Annotated in this window: 15 protein-coding genes and 9 tRNA genes; 22 read left to right on the top strand and 2 right to left on the bottom strand. The window is 45.5% G+C overall.

Annotated features, from left to right (window positions below):
- Position 1: 1 nt before the first annotated feature.
- From HT574_RS17690 to cshA, 6 genes are all read left to right on the top strand, one after another.
- Positions 2 to 598 carry a DedA family protein gene (locus HT574_RS17690; RefSeq protein ID WP_175245614.1) on the top strand — a complete coding sequence of 199 codons (597 nt, stop codon included), beginning with the start codon at positions 2 to 4 and terminating at the stop codon, positions 596 to 598.
- Positions 599 to 609: 11 nt separating this feature from the next.
- Complete coding sequence (locus tag HT574_RS17685; RefSeq protein ID WP_175245613.1) at positions 610 to 1,752, top strand: MGDG synthase family glycosyltransferase; 1,143 nt, start codon at positions 610 to 612, stop codon at positions 1,750 to 1,752.
- Positions 1,753 to 1,902: 150 nt separating this feature from the next.
- On the top strand, positions 1,903 to 3,027 hold the full coding sequence (locus tag HT574_RS17680) for a D-alanine--D-alanine ligase (RefSeq protein WP_175245612.1): 1,125 nt from the start codon (positions 1,903 to 1,905) through the stop codon (positions 3,025 to 3,027).
- A 15-nt stretch (positions 3,028 to 3,042) separates the two neighbouring features.
- On the top strand, positions 3,043 to 4,419 hold the full coding sequence (locus HT574_RS17675) for a UDP-N-acetylmuramoyl-tripeptide--D-alanyl-D-alanine ligase (RefSeq protein ID WP_175245611.1): 1,377 nt from the start codon (positions 3,043 to 3,045) through the stop codon (positions 4,417 to 4,419).
- A 94-nt stretch (positions 4,420 to 4,513) separates the two neighbouring features.
- Positions 4,514 to 5,209, top strand: coding sequence for an alpha/beta hydrolase (locus HT574_RS17670; protein ID WP_175245610.1), 696 nt, complete (start codon positions 4,514 to 4,516; stop codon positions 5,207 to 5,209).
- A gap of 92 nt (positions 5,210 to 5,301) precedes the next feature.
- Positions 5,302 to 6,702 (top strand): degradosome RNA helicase CshA, encoded by a 1,401-nt coding sequence (cshA, locus tag HT574_RS17665; RefSeq protein WP_175245609.1) that lies wholly within the window; start codon positions 5,302 to 5,304, stop codon positions 6,700 to 6,702.
- Positions 6,703 to 6,981: 279 nt separating this feature from the next.
- Here the strand turns inward: cshA and HT574_RS17660 are convergent, their stop codons facing one another.
- Positions 6,982 to 7,599 carry a rhomboid family intramembrane serine protease gene (locus HT574_RS17660; protein ID WP_175245608.1) on the bottom strand — a complete coding sequence of 206 codons (618 nt, stop codon included), beginning with the start codon at positions 7,597 to 7,599 and terminating at the stop codon, positions 6,982 to 6,984.
- A gap of 133 nt (positions 7,600 to 7,732) precedes the next feature.
- Here HT574_RS17660 and acpS point away from each other — a divergent pair, with 133 nt between their 5' ends.
- From acpS to HT574_RS17630, 6 genes are all read left to right on the top strand, one after another.
- Positions 7,733 to 8,092 (top strand): holo-ACP synthase, encoded by a 360-nt coding sequence (gene acpS, locus HT574_RS17655; RefSeq protein WP_175245607.1) that lies wholly within the window; start codon positions 7,733 to 7,735, stop codon positions 8,090 to 8,092.
- Positions 8,093 to 8,174: 82 nt separating this feature from the next.
- Positions 8,175 to 9,188 carry a LolA family protein gene (locus HT574_RS17650; RefSeq protein ID WP_175245606.1) on the top strand — a complete coding sequence of 338 codons (1,014 nt, stop codon included), beginning with the start codon at positions 8,175 to 8,177 and terminating at the stop codon, positions 9,186 to 9,188.
- A gap of 195 nt (positions 9,189 to 9,383) precedes the next feature.
- Positions 9,384 to 10,550 (top strand): alanine racemase, encoded by a 1,167-nt coding sequence (gene alr, locus HT574_RS17645; RefSeq protein ID WP_175245643.1) that lies wholly within the window; start codon positions 9,384 to 9,386, stop codon positions 10,548 to 10,550.
- A 113-nt stretch (positions 10,551 to 10,663) separates the two neighbouring features.
- Positions 10,664 to 10,945: a CopG family ribbon-helix-helix protein gene (locus HT574_RS17640; RefSeq protein WP_017435868.1), complete on the top strand. Its 282-nt coding sequence runs from the start codon at positions 10,664 to 10,666 to the stop codon at positions 10,943 to 10,945.
- A 4-nt stretch (positions 10,946 to 10,949) separates the two neighbouring features.
- Positions 10,950 to 11,300 (top strand): type II toxin-antitoxin system endoribonuclease NdoA, encoded by a 351-nt coding sequence (ndoA, locus tag HT574_RS17635; RefSeq protein WP_003253417.1) that lies wholly within the window; start codon positions 10,950 to 10,952, stop codon positions 11,298 to 11,300.
- A 459-nt stretch (positions 11,301 to 11,759) separates the two neighbouring features.
- Positions 11,760 to 13,946, top strand: coding sequence for a Tex family protein (locus HT574_RS17630; RefSeq protein ID WP_175245605.1), 2,187 nt, complete (start codon positions 11,760 to 11,762; stop codon positions 13,944 to 13,946).
- Here HT574_RS17630 and cmpA read toward each other — a convergent pair.
- Positions 13,941 to 14,054 (bottom strand): cortex morphogenetic protein CmpA, encoded by a 114-nt coding sequence (gene cmpA / locus HT574_RS17625; RefSeq protein ID WP_017435866.1) that lies wholly within the window; start codon positions 14,052 to 14,054, stop codon positions 13,941 to 13,943. The genes HT574_RS17630 and cmpA overlap by 6 nt on opposite strands.
- Positions 14,055 to 14,143: 89 nt before the next feature.
- On the opposite strand from cmpA, the gene HT574_RS17620 reads away from it, so the two are divergent.
- The 10 genes from HT574_RS17620 (at position 14,144) to HT574_RS17575 (ending at position 15,822) form a co-directional block, all read left to right on the top strand.
- On the top strand, positions 14,144 to 14,614 hold the full coding sequence (locus HT574_RS17620) for a SprT family protein (protein WP_017435865.1): 471 nt from the start codon (positions 14,144 to 14,146) through the stop codon (positions 14,612 to 14,614).
- Between the two features lie 341 nt (positions 14,615 to 14,955).
- Positions 14,956 to 15,027 (top strand) — tRNA-Asn (locus tag HT574_RS17615).
- Positions 15,028 to 15,032: 5 nt separating this feature from the next.
- Positions 15,033 to 15,125 (top strand) — tRNA-Ser (locus HT574_RS17610).
- 16 nt (positions 15,126 to 15,141) lie between these two features.
- Positions 15,142 to 15,213: transfer RNA gene (locus HT574_RS17605), tRNA-Glu, on the top strand.
- A gap of 45 nt (positions 15,214 to 15,258) precedes the next feature.
- Positions 15,259 to 15,334, top strand: a tRNA-Asp gene (locus HT574_RS17600).
- Between the two features lie 13 nt (positions 15,335 to 15,347).
- Positions 15,348 to 15,419: transfer RNA gene (locus HT574_RS17595), tRNA-Gln, on the top strand.
- A gap of 4 nt (positions 15,420 to 15,423) precedes the next feature.
- Positions 15,424 to 15,499, top strand: a tRNA-Lys gene (locus tag HT574_RS17590).
- Positions 15,500 to 15,503: 4 nt separating this feature from the next.
- Positions 15,504 to 15,588 (top strand) — tRNA-Leu (locus HT574_RS17585).
- A 9-nt stretch (positions 15,589 to 15,597) separates the two neighbouring features.
- Positions 15,598 to 15,680, top strand: a tRNA-Leu gene (locus tag HT574_RS17580).
- A gap of 65 nt (positions 15,681 to 15,745) precedes the next feature.
- A tRNA-Arg gene (locus tag HT574_RS17575) sits at positions 15,746 to 15,822 on the top strand.
- Positions 15,823 to 15,872: the final 50 nt, after the last annotated feature.

Raw genomic sequence — 15,872 nt, 5'->3', positions numbered from 1 at the left:
TATGGATACGAGTATTCTCTTTTCGTATGTGGAATCATACGGATATGTCATTATTTTCGTGTTTTTGTTTTTCGGCATTGTCGGCATTCCGGCGCCGGAAGAGAGTTTATTGTTTTTTCTTGGCATCATAATTGCCAGACAACAGCTTTTATGGGAATATTGTATGATCGCCAGCTGGTGCGGCGTAGTGATCGGGATGATCACCGCTTACGGCATCGGACGCTTTTTTGGAGCGCCATTTATTCAAAAGTACGGAAAGTATTTAGGGATTAAAGAAGAAAAGTGGGAGCGGGCAAAACAGCTGTTTCATCGCTATGGAAAATGGGGTATTTTATTCGGCTATTACATTCCGGGAGTTCGGCAAATTTCTCCGTATATGGCAGGGGTTATTCACTTCTCGTTTCGTTCGTTTTTATTGCTTGCTTCGCTTGGCGCAACGGTGTGGATTGTTCCCGTTACGCTTGCCGGAATGTTGCTCGGACGGCATATGCAAATTCCGCTGTTTTATTTTCCTCTGATTGGGTTGACATTGTTCGTATTGTTTCTATTTGCAACATGGATTGGGCAGCGACTGCGCAAAAAATCTTTGGAAAACTAAGGGAGCTAACGATGATGAAAATTCTTGTATTACCGCTGTTCCAGATGAATACAGGACATCATAAAGTAGCCGATACGTTGATCGATTTTCTGCAAAGGCAGTTTCCGTATGTATTTTGCAAAAAAATCGATTTTTTAAGCTATTGTAATGAATTAATGGAGAAAATGGTATCGGAAATGTATTTGCGCTGGATTCGCTCTCATCCTGATTCGTACCATCGTGTTTATAAGACGTTCATGTACCATGATGTTCATCGGTTGGAATTCGTTTCTTTCGAGCCGTGGCTTCCTTATTTTGAAAGTAAGATGAGGAAAATGATGGAAAGAGAGAAGCCAGAGCTTATTATTTGCACGCACTCCTTTCCATCGCGCATTTTGCAGCGGCTTAAGCGGAAGAAAGTGATTCGCACGCCAGTGATCAACGTTTATACAGATTTTTTTATTAATAGCGTGTGGGGGAAGCGAAATATTGATTACCACTTTGTTCCGCATGCCGACGCAAAACGGGAGCTGATGACGAAGTATCGTATTGAGGAAAGACGGATTATCGTAACAGGGATTCCTGTCCATGAAGTGTTTATGGCGAAACATTCAGAGGCAAGAAGGAAAAGACGTTCGTTTCATTTGCTATTGGCAGGCGGCAACCAGGGATTAGGAAATATCATCGATTTTCTCAAAAAAGCAAGGAATTCTCATTTGTTTCGTTATTCGGTATTATGCGGGAAAAACAAAAAGCTTTATGATGAAATCGCAAGTTGGGAACATCCGCATATTCGGCCTTTCTCCTACATATCGAGCCCGCAGGAGATGAACCGTTTATATAACGAGGTTGATGCGGTGATCACGAAACCGGGCGGCGTTACGGTAAGCGAGGTATTGCATAAGCAATTGCCGATTTTTACAGTCGATTATTTGCCTGGCCAGGAACAAATTAATTTACAGTATCTTGAAAAACGCGGGTTAGTTTATAATTTGTCTGGGCTTCGCCATTACGAACAAAAAGTTTTTCATGTGCTTACAGATGAAATCGAAAAAAACCGCTTTTACCGCCGGGTGCACGAATATTTCGCAGAGATCGAAAAAACGGCCCAAGATGCATTAGAAGAGATGGTGGCGGTGATGTGCCAAGGATCGTATCGCGCTCTCCGGAAATAGCGATTTCACCATCTAACGAATCGGTTAGATGGTGTTTTTGCTGTTTTTGAAGTGGCGAAACAACCTGCATTGCTCATATAAAAATACCATACGATTGCGCGCGAAAAGTGTTAAAATAGGAACGATGGGAAGCAAAGAGGAGGAACCTACATGAAAACGAGAGTCGGGATTTTATACGGCGGCAAATCGCCGGAGCATAACGTTTCGCTATCAACAGCGATGGCGGTCATGAACGCTATGGATAAAAATAAATTTGATGTGATTCCGATTTATATCACCACTGAAGGACAATGGATCAAAGGGGAGCGGCTGACCGGAACGATTACGGAAGTCAAGCAGCTGCAGTTCCAGTCGGATGCGAAAGCAATGATACCGGTAGCGTTAAACCAAGTGCCGGTATTAGCGGATGATAAAAATCAGCATCCTTCTGAAATGGATGCTAATAAGGAATCGGAAACGGCCATTGATGTGATTTTTCCATTATTGCACGGTCCAAATGGAGAAGACGGCACCGTGCAAGGCTTGCTTGAGATTTTGAATGTTCCATATGTTGGAAACGGTGTGCTTGCCTCAGCGGTCGGCATGGATAAAGTGGTGATGAAAAACTTATTTGCCCAGGCCGGGCTGCGCCAGGCGAAATACGTAGCGTTTACGAAGCGGGATTGGAGTAAAGATGAAGAAGCCGCATACGATCAGGTTGAGCGAAAACTCGGCTACCCTTGTTTTGTCAAGCCGGCAAACGCAGGGTCAAGCGTTGGCATTACGAAATGCAAACAGCGCGCCGATTTGAAGACCGCTTTTATCGAAGCGTTTAAGTATGACCGAAAAATTATTGTGGAAGAAGCGATTGTCGGCCGTGAAATCGAAATTGGTGTAATCGGTAATGATGAACCAATTTGTTCGGTCGTAGGAGAAATTATTCCGAAAAAAGAATTTTATGATTATCAGGCAAAATATGAAGATGGCAATACGGAACTCATCATTCCGGCGCAAGTGACGGAAGAACAGTATGAAACGATCAAGCAGATGGCGATTACGGCCTTTAAGGCGCTTGATCTTTCCGGGCTTGTGCGCGCCGACTTTTTCTTGGCGGAAGATGGCACAGTGTATATTAACGAAATTAATACGATGCCTGGGTTTACGCCATACAGCATGTTCCCATTGCTATGGAAACATAGCGGCGTTTCATATCCAGAATTAATCGAGCGCCTCATTCAGCTAGCGATCGAGCGGCATGAAGAAAAGCAAACGATCACGTACACGTTTGAGAAATAGAGAAGGTGGAGAAAGATGATTACTCGCACGTTAAAGGAGATACAAGCGATGGCGGATGGCCGCTTGGTGGCTGACGAATTTGCGGATGTTACGATCAGCGGCGTCTCGACCGACACACGGACGATTCAGCAGGGCAATTTATACGTCCCGCTCAAAGGAGCTAAGTTTAACGGGCATGCGTTTGTGCAAGAGGCGTTTGCAAAAGGCGCCAGTGCGGTGCTTTGGTCGGAAACGGAAGGAAATCCGCCAGAGAACGCCCCGGTGATTGTTGTTGATGATACGCTGCGCGCGCTGCAGCGCCTGGCCCACAGGTACCGCAGGCAGCTGGCCGTAAAAGTAATCGGCATTACAGGAAGCAATGGCAAAACAACGACAAAAGATATGACAGCGGCGCTATTGGCCACTTCTTATAAGGTGCAAAAAACAGAAGGGAATTTAAACAACCATATTGGCGTGCCATTGACGCTCCTTCGTTTAGCAGAAGATACGGAAATGGCGGTCGTCGAAATGGGAATGAGCAATTTCGGTGAAATTGAACTTTTGTCCAACATCGCTGAGCCGGATGCGGCGATTATTACGAACATTGGGGAATCCCATTTGCAAGAATTAGGTTCGCGTGAAGGAATTGCACAAGCAAAATTGGAAATTTTGTCTGGTTTGCGCAAAAACGGTCTGTTTGTTTATCATGGCGATGAGCCGTTATTGACGAGCCGCGTGTCAAATTTGCCGCTGCCGGAACATGTCGTAACGTTTGGCCAAGAAGCGAAAAACGATTATTATCCGAATGCGGTGCGGATGGAAGTAAAGGGGACAACATTTACGATCAACCAGCTTCCAAACCGAACGTTGTTTATTCCGATTTTAGGGAAGCATCATGTTAATAACGCATTGGCTGCCATTGCGGTTGCCCGCTTTTTTCGGATCAGCTGGGAGAGTATTCAAGAAGCGCTTGCCCATTTAGGGGTCACCCGCATGCGCATGGAGTTGATCGAAACGAAACGGGGCTTTACGGTAATTAACGATGCGTACAACGCCAGCCCTACTTCCATGAAGGCGGCTTTGAAGCTGCTCGGGGAATTGACGGGATATACGAAAAAAATTGCGGTGCTAGGCGATATGTTGGAGCTCGGTGACCAAGAAGTAGCCTTTCATCGCGAAATCGGCGCGATGCTTCGTCCGGAAATGGTCGATTATGTTTTCACCTATGGACCGCTGGCGCGCCATATTGCGCTAACAGCTGCGCCGTCTTTCCCGGATGGGCGGGTGCGCGCATACGATGAGAAAAAAGCACTGGCCAACGATTTGCTTGCCATCGTTTCTTCGGGTGATGTGATTTTGTTAAAGGCTTCCCGTGGGGTGAAATTAGAAGAACTGCTTTGCGATTTGCAATAACGGTATCATCGTGTAAAATGAAAACAACGGTGAAAAAATAAAAGCGGCGTTGTCGATCGCCGCTTTTAATTTTTTAGGAAACGGTGATATAAACATGATTGGCTGTCTATGTATCCATGGATTTACAGGAAGCCCTGATGAAGTCGCTCCGTTGGCAGAGTATTTGCGAAAGCGGACGGACTGGATGATCAAAACCCCTACTCTTCCCGGCCACGGAGAAGAGCTGCATCTGAAAGGAATTACGCATGATCAATGGTTTCAGGCGGCGGAACACGAGCTGCAAGCGTTAATGAACGAGTGTGAAACGGTATATGTCATCGGCTTTTCGATGGGCGGAGTGATCGCCGTCTATTTAGCAGAAAAATACCACATTGATAAGTTAGTGCTGTTAAGCGCGGCATTTTATTATGTCAATCCGCGTCAATTGTGGGAAGACATTCGTGATATGTTTCGCAATGGATGGCGTCGCATCGGTGAACATCCGCTGTTTATCCGCTATAAAAATAAAGTGCGATCCACGCCAATTGCTGCGGTATTAGAGTTTCGCAAACTAGTGAATGAAGTACGGCCGCGTCTTCCCTACGTTCATGTCCCGGTGTTGATTGTGCAGGGAGAAAAAGACGGGATTGTTCCGCTAAAAAGCGCCCATTATTTATATCAAAGAATTGGTTCATCCAAAAAGAAACTATTATTCTTGCCCGAGTCTTATCATCACGTCTGCCATAGCGCAGACCGGCATGTATTATTTGCCGAAGTCGAAAAGTTTTTACGGGAAAGTGGTAATGATTGAAAACAACAGATGAAAATGGTATGATAACTGTCAAACATTTTTATTTGATTTTATATCGATCAGTAAGGATGATTAAAGGAGTTTGAATAACATTGACGACATTTCAGGAGTTAGGATTAAGCAATGAATTAATGAAGGCAATCAGACGCATGGGGTTTGAAGAAACAACCCCGATTCAAGCAAAGACGATTCCGCTAAGCTTGCAAAATAAAGATGTGATTGGACAAGCGCAAACCGGTACCGGGAAAACGGCGGCGTTTGGCATTCCGCTTATTGAAAAAGTAAATGTGCAAAGCGAAGCGGTGCAAGGGCTAGTGGTGGCGCCGACGCGCGAGCTGGCGATTCAAGTATCGGAAGAGCTATATAAAATTGGTGCCGTCAAGCGCGTGCGCGTATTACCGATTTATGGCGGTCAGGATATTGAGCGGCAAATTCGCGCGTTGAAAAAACATCCACACATTATTGTCGGGACACCGGGGCGCATTATCGACCATATCAATCGCAAGACGCTGCGGCTAGAGCAGGTGCATACAGTGGTGCTCGATGAAGCGGATGAAATGCTGAATATGGGATTTATTGACGATATTGAGGCGATTTTAAGCAATGTTCCGAAACAGCGGCAAACGTTATTGTTTTCAGCGACCATGCCGGAACCGATCCGCCGCATTGCCGAGCGGTTTATGAATGATCCGCAGCTTGTAAAAGTAAAAGCAAAAGAAATGACCGTTCCGAATATTCAACAATATTACCTCGAAGTGCAAGAAAAAAAGAAATTCGATATTTTGACGCGTTTATTGGATATTCAGGCCCCCGAGCTGGCGATTGTGTTCGGGCGGACAAAGCGGCGTGTCGATGAATTGGCGGAAGCGCTAAATTTGCGCGGCTATGCGGCGGAAGGGATTCACGGCGATTTAAGCCAGGCGAAACGTCTCTCTGTGTTGCGCAAATTTAAAGAAGGTGCGATCGAGATTTTGGTCGCCACGGATGTAGCGGCGCGCGGGCTGGATATTTCCGGCGTGACGCATGTGTACAATTTTGATATCCCTCAAGATCCGGAAAGCTACGTTCATCGCATTGGCCGCACCGGCCGCGCAGGGAAAACAGGCGTCGCGATGACGTTTGTGACACCAAGGGAAATCGGACAGCTTCATAACATTGAACGGACGACAAAGCGGAAAATGGAGCGTATGAAACCGCCAACATTGGACGAAGCGCTGGAAGGGCAGCAGCGTATCGCGGTGGAAAAACTAGTGAATGTGGTGGAAAGTGGAAACTTGTCTTTCTATAAACGAGCTGCTGAAGAGCTATTAGAGGAACATGATTCGGTTTCGCTGGTAGCCGCATGTATTAAAATGTTAACAAAAGAACCGGATACGACGCCGGTGCAGTTAACGGAAGAGCCGCCGCTTCCGGTTAAACGGGAGAAAAAGCGGGGAAACCGCGCGGAAGGCCCATTCCGTGAGCGTGCCAAAAAACGGCGCGTTGCCCGTTAAAAACGGTGCAACAGGCGCCGTTTTTTGCTATGGTAAAATGTATATACGCGAACAACAGCCGGGCAGCAAACAGAATGAATATATCCATTGGGGAAAAGAGTTTTTATGGCGATCGTCCTGCTTGGCTATGTCGCCATGAGCGTTCATTTGCAGCAGTGTTCCCTGTCGCAAACGATGACGTTTGCGCCCTTTTTTAGAAGTCGAATGGGGTGATGGCGTCATTTTCATCCGCTAATTCATCAGATCCCGTTTTCATTGTCGAGAAAGCGGCGATGATGGTTAGCGATGAAGAAGAAAAGGCCGATGCGGGCGCAGGCGAGACGAGATAAAAGGTGCAATAATCCCTCCTGTTAAAAAACCAAATAGGTGGGCGACCATATTCAGATCAGGATTGGTAAATGCGATAAATAAACTAATACAGATAACGACGAGAAGAAGGCGGGCATGCTGATGGTCGATTATATCGCGGCGGAATACGATTAAATAGCCATACATGCCGAACAGTCCAAAAATAGCGCCAGACGCTCCAACATGACTGTACATAGCCGGCAGAAGGAAAAAAGAGGCGATGTTGCCGCCGACTCCGCTCCCTATATAAAGAAGCAAAAACTTGCTTTTCCCTAACATTTGCTCTAATGCAGGGCCGAATAAAAGAAGAGAAATGGAATTGATCATCATATGTTCAAACCGCACATGAAAAACAAGAGGGCTTACAAGCCGCCAATACTCCCCTTCGCGTATGGCGGCATTAAATCCAATCATTCGTTCCCATAATGGTTCCGCACTCGAAAGACTCAAAAAAAACATAAACCATGTGACTACATGAAGGATCACAAGGATAGAAACAACGGGATAAAGGCGAAAAAAAACACGGGCGTTTTCCCTGCGCACAAACATATCATTCTCTCCTTCATCTTTGTTTGTCAAAAAATGGCTAGGGAAGCTTCCGCTTTGGCGGGCAAAACGAATAAGTGAAAGATGAATCGGCTTATTAAAATGGTATGTAAGAAGTAGAAAGGATAGAAGGACAATGATTATCGGAGTTGGCATTGATATTGTGGAATTAGAGCGGGTTAGACAGTTGATGGAAAAAAATGAAAAATTGATTGACCGCATTTTAACGAGGGACGAAAAAAATGTGTTTACGCAATTATCGCCAAAACGCAAAGTGGAATTTTTAGCGGGGCGGTTTGCGGCGAAAGAAGCGTACGCAAAAGCCGTCGGCACAGGAATTGGAAAACATCTGTCATTCCACGATATTCAAATTATGAACGACCTGCATGGAAAGCCAATCGTCGTTTCAGATGCGAAGGACTGCCGCATCCATCTTTCCATTTCTCATAGCCGTGATTATGCAATCGCTCAAGTAATTATTGAGCGCTTGTCATAGCTAGTCTGCATATTCCCCGAAGTTGTCTCATATATTGTAATGCGAAAAGGGAAATCGATATGAGGCAAAGGGGTTGAAATGAATGAGGAGAAAGGTGCTCAGTGTATTGGTTGGCATCATATTGCTTATTGCTTTAGCTGGCTGTGGGTCAAAATCACAGGAAGATGTCATCAAAGCGCTCGATGAAAAAATGGATGAGATCACAAGCTACCAGGCAGAAGCAAAAATGACGTTTCAAACAGGTTCAAAACCGCAAGTATATAACGTCGAAATCTGGTATAAACATCCTGCCTATTACCGTGTCAGCTTAAAAAATGCAGACAAAGAGCAAAGTCAGATGATTTTGCGCAATGATGAAGGGGTCTTTGTGTTTACGCCGGCGCTTAATAAAAGCTTCCGGTTCCAAAGCGATTGGCCGAAAAACAGCAGTCAGGCCTATTTGTATGAGTCATTGGTCAAAGACATTTTGAGCGATTCGAAGGCGAAGTTTAAAGCGACAAAAAATCATTACGTATTTGAAACGAAAACAAACTATCCAAACAGCAATGTCGTGCCGACGCAAGAAATTACGTTAAACAAAAAGGATTTATCACCGGTATCGGTCAAAGTGATGGATACCGACCGAAAAGCTTTGTTAACCGTGCAATTCTCCAAGGTCGAATTTAATAAAAAGTTTGATGATGATGCATTTGACACATCGAAAAATATGACGGGAGCGCGTTTAGAAGTGCCGACGATGGCAGAAGCGAAAGACAAAGCGATGGAAGTCATGTATCCGGTGCAGCTGCCGGAAGGAGTAAAGCAAATCGATGAGAAGGAAGTTGCCAGTGAAAACGGAAAACGAGTGATTATGACGTTCGGCGGCGAAAAAACATTTACATTAGTTCAGGAAAAAGCAAAAGTTTTACCGGCAACAAGCACACCGACGCTGGTCAATGGCGAGCCGGTCGATTTAGGTTTTGCGATTGGTACGCTGACGGACAAAACATTGACATGGTCGTATAAAGGTGTCGACTTTACGATTGCTTCCGATGATTTAACACCGGAGGAAATGGTCATGGTAGCCCGCTCCGTGCAAGGAAAGGCGATTAAATAATTGATTTGCTAGGCAACAGGCTTGCGGCTTGCCGAGCCTGTTTTTTTTTAGGAAAAGGCAGACTCCTTAAGACAATGATATATTCCTTCCTTGTTTAGAAAGTGGTAAACTAAAAAAGGATAGCGCAAATTAGAGCGTTTACATTCAAAAAAATAACTCTGAGATCTGCTAGACAAGGAAGGACAGCGAGAAATGATGAATTCATTTTACCGTGATACGTGGGCTGAAATTGATTTAGACGCGATTTATTACAATGTTTCTCAACTTAAGAAGCTTTTGCCGGATGAAACTTGCATTATGGCAGTGGTAAAGGCGAATGCATACGGCCACGGCGATGCGCAAGTGGCGAAGACAGCGCTGGAGGCCGGCGCTTCCTATTTGGCCGTAGCTTTTTTAGATGAAGCGCTTGCATTGCGAGAAAAAGGAATCACTGCTCCGATTCTCGTATTAGGTGCTTCTCGTCCTAGCGATGTCCATCTTGCCGCCAAGCACCAAATCTCACTTACGGTGTTTCAACCGGACTGGGTCGAGCAAGCGGCCGATTTATACAAGGGAACGGAACGAGTGCGGTTCCATTTAAAAATGGATACGGGAATGGGACGGTTAGGAGTCAGAGAGGAAGAGGAGACAAAACGCATTGTTGAATTAATCGACGGCCATCCGTATTTTTCGCTGGAAGGCGTTTATACTCATTTCGCCACAGCCGATGAAATCAATACCGATTATTTTTCCTTTCAGTATCGTCGTTTTCTGCAAATGTTAGAGTGGCTTCCGTATAAACCACCGATGATCCATTGCGGGAACAGCGCGACGGCTTTGCGGTTTCCGGATAAAGTATTTAATATAGTGCGCTTTGGCATTTCAATGTATGGATTGTCGCCTTCGCCAGCTATAAAGCCATACTTGCCATACGAGCTAAAAGAAGCTTTCTCCTTGCATAGCCGCCTTGTTCACGTTAAAAAGCTACAACCAGGAGAAAAAGTGAGCTACGGTGCAACCTATACGGCGGAGACGGAACAATGGATAGGCACTGTGCCAATCGGCTATGCAGACGGTTGGTTGCGCAAACTGCAAAATTTCCATGTGCTGGTGAACGGAAAAAAAGCGCCGATTGTCGGGAGAATCTGCATGGATCAACTCATGATCCGTCTGCCTGAACCAATGCCGGTCGGAACGAAAGTGACTTTAATTGGGCGGCAGGGCGACGAATATATTTCCGTTGATGACGTGGCCCAATATCTTGGAACGATTAACTATGAGGTTCCTTGTACAGTAAGTTATCGCGTTCCCCGTATTTTTTTCAGAAATAAGAGTATAATGGAAGTGAGAAATGTTGTTTTGAATGGCAATGATTATGTATAAACTTTGCAGAAGATAATACGCAGAAAACGCGGAAATGACTTTGCAGCGCCTTTATTTAGTGGTATGATGAAATGGAAGCAATGAATGGCTGCAGTTCGTGGAGGTGTATATTTGTGTCGGAGTCTAGCGCAACAACGGAAATCGTCGTTCGTTTGCCTCAATCATTAGTAACAGAATTAGATGTGCTGGTGAAACAAGAAAACGGCAATCGGAATGAACTGATTTACCAAGCGACGAAAATGTATATTCGTGAGCGGAAGAAACGGCAAATCCGCGAAGCGATGAGACGAGGCTACATGGAAATGGCAAAAATCAATTTATCGATCGCTTCAGAAGCGTTTCTTGCAGAATATGAAGCCGACCACACCGTTGAACGTTTAGTTAGCGGGGGGTAATGCTTTGATTGTTAAACGTGGCGACGTTTATTTTGCGGACCTTTCCCCGGTAGTTGGCTCAGAGCAGGGCGGTGTCCGCCCCGTGTTGGTCATCCAAAATGACATTGGCAATCGCTTTAGCCCAACGGTGATCGTAGCGGCGATTACAGCGCAAATTCAAAAAGCGAAGCTGCCAACGCACGTTGAAATTGATGCAAAACGCTACGGGTTTGAGCGGGATTCCGTCATTTTGCTAGAACAAATTCGGACAATTGATAAACAGCGGCTCACGGATAAAATCACCCATTTAGATGATGAAATGATGGATAAAGTGGATGAAGCGCTGCAAATCAGTTTAGGACTTATCGATTTTTAACATAAACCGGCAAGAGTTTTTCCACTTTGAAAACATACGAAGCCTAGTTTGAAGTGGGCATCTTGAATCCGGTGCACAGGGTGGGAAACATCGCCCCAAGTGTTTGCTCATGAAAGTCTTGTGGAACAAGAGTCAGTGTCCATGCGAAGCACGGAAGAAGCTCTTTGGTACACAAGAACCTGTCGACTTTAGTCGTGCGAAGATTCCGTTTGCAGTGCTTTGTCCTATCATTCTCCTGTTTCGGTTTCGAAAAAGGGCTTATTCTGTGTTTGCAGCGTACTGAGCCATCTATCGCCTCTGCAATGTATAAACAAAGTGGCAGATAGTTTGTTTTGCTGTGCATAAAAAAGGACAGGTCGCGGGGAGAAACGATCTGTCCAACTATTTATAGTATGGTTGATCGGAAATAGCTGCATCTTTGTAGCTATTTTTATTTTCGCCATTGGAGGGATAATCGATTTGTTCAATAGAGAAGCGTTGATCGGCTTGATCGCCAATGAGTTGCAGTTGTCTGCCAATCAAGTGAGCAATGTCATTACCCTTTCCGAGGAGGGGAACACAGTACCGTTTATCGCCCGCTATCGAAAAGAGATGACAGGCGCGCTGGATGAAGTGCAGATTCGTGATATTTTAGAGAAATGGAGCTACTTGCAAAGCCTAGAACAACGTAAAGAAGAAGTTCTTCGTCTTATCGATGAGCAAGGGAAATTGACAGATGAGTTGAAAAACGCGATTATGAGCGCCACGAAACTGCAGCAAGTCGAAGATTTGTATCGCCCTTATCGGCAAAAAAGACGCACGAAAGCTACGGCCGCCAAAGAAAAAGGGCTCGAACCGCTTGCTGAATGGCTATGGACATGTCCAGCGGAACCGAGACCGGAAGAAAAAGCACAGGAATTTATCAACCCGGAAAAAGAAGTGTTTACGGTGGAAGAAGCGCTCCAAGGAGCAAAAGATATCATTGCTGAAAAAGTGTCTGATGATGCGCAATTCCGCCAATGGATTCGCCAGCAAACGTGGAAAAAGGGAGTCATTGTATCAACGGCCAAAGCGCCGGAAAAGGATGAGAAGAAAGTATATGAAATGTATTACGAATACGAAGAGCCTGTACATAAGATTGTTCCGCACCGTGTGTTAGCGTTAAACCGCGGCGAAAAGGAAGAGGTGCTACGTGTCACCATAAAGGCACCAGTAGAAGAGATTACGGCGTATTTACAAAAAAACGTGATCACAAATCCGCAATCTCCTGCCGCTCCGCTTTTATCTGAAGCAATAGAAGATGGCTATAAACGGCTTATCGAGCCGGCCATTGAACGCGACATCCGCAATGGGCTAACGGAAAAAGCGGAAGAGCGGGCGATTCACATTTTTTCTGAAAACTTGCGGAAACTTTTGCTGCAGCCACCATTGAAAGGAAAAATCGTGCTTGGCATTGACCCGGCCTACCGAACGGGATGTAAGCTTGCTGTTGTTGATGAAACAGGCAAACTATTGAAAATTGATGTCATCTATCCACATCCACCGCAGCAACGGGTAGACGAAGCAAGGGAAAAGTTAATTCGTCTAATCGCAGAATATCATGTAGAAATGATTGCGATTGGGAATGGAACAGCATCACGGGAAACGGAACAGTTCGTCGCCGATACGTTGAAGCAGGTAGATAGGGAAATCTTTTACTTAATTGTCAATGAAGCAGGTGCCAGCGTATATTCTGCCTCTGATCTCGCGCGCCAGGAATTCCCAGATTTACAAGTTGAAGAGCGGAGTGCCGTTTCGATCGCCCGGCGCGTACAAGACCCATTGGCAGAATTGGTAAAAATCGATCCAAAGTCTGTCGGTGTCGGCCAATATCAGCATGATGTTTCGCAAAAGAAATTAGCCGAATCGCTGCGCTTTGTCGTAGAAACGGTCGTGAACCAAGTCGGTGTCAATGTCAATACCGCATCTGTTTCCTTATTGCAATATGTATCGGGGCTTACAAAGACGGTGTCGGAAAATATTGTAAAGCGACGGGAAGAACAAGGAAAATTTAGAAGCCGCGAAGAATTAAAATCGATACCGCGGCTCGGTGCGAAAACATATGAGCAATGTATTGGCTTTTTGCGTATTATTGACGGAGATGAACCGCTCGACCGGACGCCGATCCATCCAGAGCGATACGAAGAAGTGAAAAAGCTATTGCAAAATTTAGGCTTTTCCACAGCGCATATCGGAAGCAAAGAACTTCGCGAGGCGCTGCAATCGCTGAATGTTTCCGATACGGCCGCGAAGCTTGGTATCGGCGAATTAACGTTACAAGATATTATCGACGCTTTAATCCGCCCGGAACGCGATCCCCGTGATGAACTGCCAAAGCCGTTATTGCGCAAGGACGTTTTAAAAATGGAAGATTTAAAAGCGGGGATGGAACTAGAAGGCATCGTACGGAATGTCGTTGACTTCGGCGCGTTTGTCGATATCGGCGTCAAGCAGGACGGGCTTGTGCATATTTCTAAATTAAGCAAGCAATACGTACGACATCCGCTTGATGTTGTATCGGTCGGCGATGTCGTAAAAGTTTGGGTGGATCATGTAGATGTGAATAAAGAAAGAATCTCTTTATCAATGATTGCGCCAGCGGAGCTAGAGAAAACACTGCCTTCATGAGCAGTGTTTTCTCTGATAAAAAAACCAGCATTGGTTTAACAGTTTGATTTGATAACGATTTTTTTCATAATAGGCTCGTCTCATTTGATTTTTTAGCCAAGTTGGCATCGTGTCCAACCTCCTATAATGAAAAGGTTAGTATATAATGTATGTACTGTCAGTCTGTCCTGTGCCAGAAAAGTGAGGAGTAAAGAGCAATGGAACAAAGTGATTTACAAAAACTTGTCGAAAGGGTATCTTTGCAATTTTTTCAAAAACCGTTCAAACATATGGCGACGTTCAACCCACGGCTGCGAACAACAGGAGGACGTTACATCGTACAAACCCATAACATTGAGATAAATAAAAAGTATTACGAATCATTTGGCGAAGAAGAACTGATCGCCATTATTAAACATGAATTGTGCCATTACCATCTTCATTTAGAGGGGAAAGGTTACCGCCATCGCGATAAAGATTTCCGTGATTTATTGCGGCAAGTTCAGGCCCCGCGTTATTGCCGCCCGCTTCCGCAACAAACACGAAAAAAAGCAAAAAAGATACACGTGTACGTTTGTTCCTGGTGCGGTTTGACTTATGAAAGAAAAAAACGGGTCAATACGAATCGGTATGTTTGCGGGAAATGTGGGGGAAGGCTAACATCAGATGATAGCGGTGAAGCAAAGTAAAATTTTTTAAATTGGTTGATAACGAGAAGCAAAAAAATGATAAAAAGTTATTGACATGGATTATTTATTATGCTAAATTATAAAAGCCGTCGCCAAACGACGGGTTGCAAAAAACATATTGACAACGCTAAGTTACCTAAATATAATAAAGAATGTCGGTTGCACACAACAGATCATTTAAAATCATTTAAAAATTAATTATTCCGCAATAGTTCAGCGACGAGGAATACATCAATGAATCCACTCCGAGTTGCCTCGACGCATCTAGCTTCTTGGAGACGGCTAGCAGAGGAAGAGGCAGCAAGCATACCGAAAAGTCGCCTGTTGTTAGGGTTCATTATTCCGCAATAGCTCAGCGGTAGAGCAACCGGCTGTTAACCGGTAGGTCGTAGGTTCGAATCCTACTTGCGGAGCCTTTGGAGAAGTACCCAAGTGGCTGAAGGGGACGGTTTGCTAAACCGTTAGGTCGTGTCTTTACGGCGCGCGGGTTCAAATCCCGCCTTCTCCGCCACTTTGATATATATCGTGGCCCGTTGGTCAAGTGGTTAAGACACCGCCCTTTCACGGCGGTAACACGGGTTCGAATCCCGTACGGGTCACTTTTATAAGATGTGTTGGGGTTGTGAAACTCCAACCTTCATGATGGTCCCGTAGTGTAGTGGTTAACACGCCTGCCTGTCACGCAGGAGATCGCGGGTTCGAGTCCCGTCGGGACCGCCATTACATGAATCATTGGGCCATAGCCAAGCGGTAAGGCAACGGACTTTGACTCCGTGATGCGCTGGTTCGAATCCAGCTGGCCCAGTTATGAGCCATTAGCTCAGTAGGTAGAGCATCTGACTTTTAATCAGAGGGTCGGAGGTTCGAGTCCTCCATGGCTCACCACCTTGCGGGTGTGGCGGAATTGGCAGACGCACCAGACTTAGGATCTGGCGCCTCACGGCGTGGGGGTTCAAGTCCCTCCACCCGCACCAGTTAAATATGCGGTCGTGGCGGAATGGCAGACGCGCTAGGTTGAGGGCCTAGTGGGGGCAACCCCGTGGAGGTTCAAGTCCTCTCGACCGCATAACAAAAAACATTTGCATTCAACAATTTATTGTGTTATAGTAAAATTTGTTGTCTTAATATCGCGCGCTCGTAGCTCAATTGGATAGAGCATCTGACTACGGATCAGAAGGTTAGGGGTTCGAATCCTCTCGAGCGCGCCATAGCGGGAAGTAGCTCAGCTTGGTAGAGCACATGGTTTGGGACCATGGGG

Source organism: Parageobacillus sp. VR-IP (genome assembly GCF_013357975.1).
GTDB classification, from domain to species: domain Bacteria; phylum Bacillota; class Bacilli; order Bacillales; family Anoxybacillaceae; genus Saccharococcus; species Saccharococcus caldoxylosilyticus.
The sequence above is the reverse complement of the archived record's forward strand: the minus strand, read 5'-3'. Positions and strand labels throughout refer to the sequence as shown.